A 1351-nucleotide genomic window follows, 5' to 3' on the forward strand; every position below is an offset into this window, starting at 1 on the left:
CGGCTGCCGCGCTCGCGCAGGCGGACTTCCGGCAGCGCGATACGGGGCCGCGCGACCTTCTCGGCCGGCGCGATGACCTCCGCCGTGCCGCTCGCCACCTGCTGGCCGTGCTGGTTCGTCACCGTGCAGTCGAGCGTCACGCGGTGCTTGTCCGGATCGAGGCGGGCGACGGTGAGCAGCACGGTCACGGTGTCGCCCAGGCCCACGGGTTTCAGGAAGCGCAGCGACTGGCACAGGTAGATCGTGCCCGGGCCGGGCAGCTGGGTGCCGAGTACCGTGGAGATCAGGGCGCCGCTCCACATCCCGTGCGCGATCACTTCATGGAACATGCTGCTGCGCGCGTATTCCTCGTCCAGGTGGGCCGGATTGACGTCGCCCGACATGACGGCGAACAGTTCGATGTCGGCGCGGGTCAGCGTGCGGGCGAGGCTCGCGCTGTCGCCGACCTTCAGTTCGTCGAACGTGCGGTTGCTGATGGTGTCCATCGGTCACCCCAGCACGTGGTAGCCGGCGTCGACGTATTCGACGTTGCCCGTCACGAGGCGCGCGCCGTCGCTCGCCAGGAAGGCGGCGAACGCGCCCACGTCGTCGAGCCGGGCCAGCATGTGCTCGGGCGCGCGCGACCAGGCATCGTCGAGGAGCTCGTCGAAGTGTTCCAGGCCGGACGCGGCGCGCGTGCCCATCGGGCCCGGCGACACGGCGTTCACGCGGATGCGCCGGCTGCCCAGTTCCACCGCGAGCGCGCGCACCGACGCTTCCAGCGCCGCCTTCACGGGGCCCATCAGGTTGTAGTGGGGGACGACCTTCTCGCCGCCGTAGAACGTGAACGTCAGCAGGCAGCCGCCGTGCGGCATCAGCGGCTCCGCCAGTTTCGCGCAGCGGATGAAGGAATGGCACGACACGTCCATCGCCAGCGCGAAGCCTGCCGCCGAGCAGTCGACGACGCGGCCCTGCAAATCGTCCTTCGGTGCGTACGCGATCGCGTGGATGACGACATCGAGCGTGCCCCATTCGGTGCGCACCGCGTCGAACACGGCCTCGAGCTGGCCGGGCGCGCGCACGTCGCACGGCAGCACGAGCGGACAGCGCAGTGTTTCGGCCAGCGGGCGCACGTGGGGTTCGGCGGCGTCGTTCAGGTAGGTCACGGCCAGTTCGGCCCCGCACGCGGCCATCACGCGGGCGCAGCCCCAGGCGATGCTGCGGTCGTTGGCGATGCCGAGAATGAGCCCGCGCTTGCCGCGCAGGTCGATGAGAGCGTTCTGCATGGGATTCTCCAGTGAGGGTTCAGCGTTCCAGCACGTAGCGGCCGGGTGCGGGGCCGAGCGAGGCGCCCGGCGCGGGCGGCGCGGTG

At 70.8% G+C, this 1351-nt stretch carries 2 protein-coding genes; both read right to left on the reverse strand.

The window, feature by feature from the left end; translation table 11 throughout:
• A partial coding sequence (locus ACEN88_RS31845; protein ID WP_413346178.1) for a MaoC/PaaZ C-terminal domain-containing protein occupies positions 1 to 485 on the reverse strand: 485 nt, incomplete at its 3' end.
• Between the two features lie 3 nt (positions 486 to 488).
• The gene (gene fabI / locus ACEN88_RS31850; protein WP_413346180.1) at positions 489 to 1250 is read right to left on the reverse strand and encodes an enoyl-ACP reductase FabI; all 762 of its coding nucleotides are present in this window, start codon (positions 1248 to 1250) and stop codon (positions 489 to 491) included.
• Positions 1251 to 1351 lie beyond the last annotated feature (101 nt).

Origin of the sequence: Massilia sp. CT11-108 (assembly GCF_047302915.1) — a bacterium.
Taxonomy (GTDB): Bacteria; Pseudomonadota; Gammaproteobacteria; order Burkholderiales; family Burkholderiaceae_D; genus Telluria; species Telluria orientalis.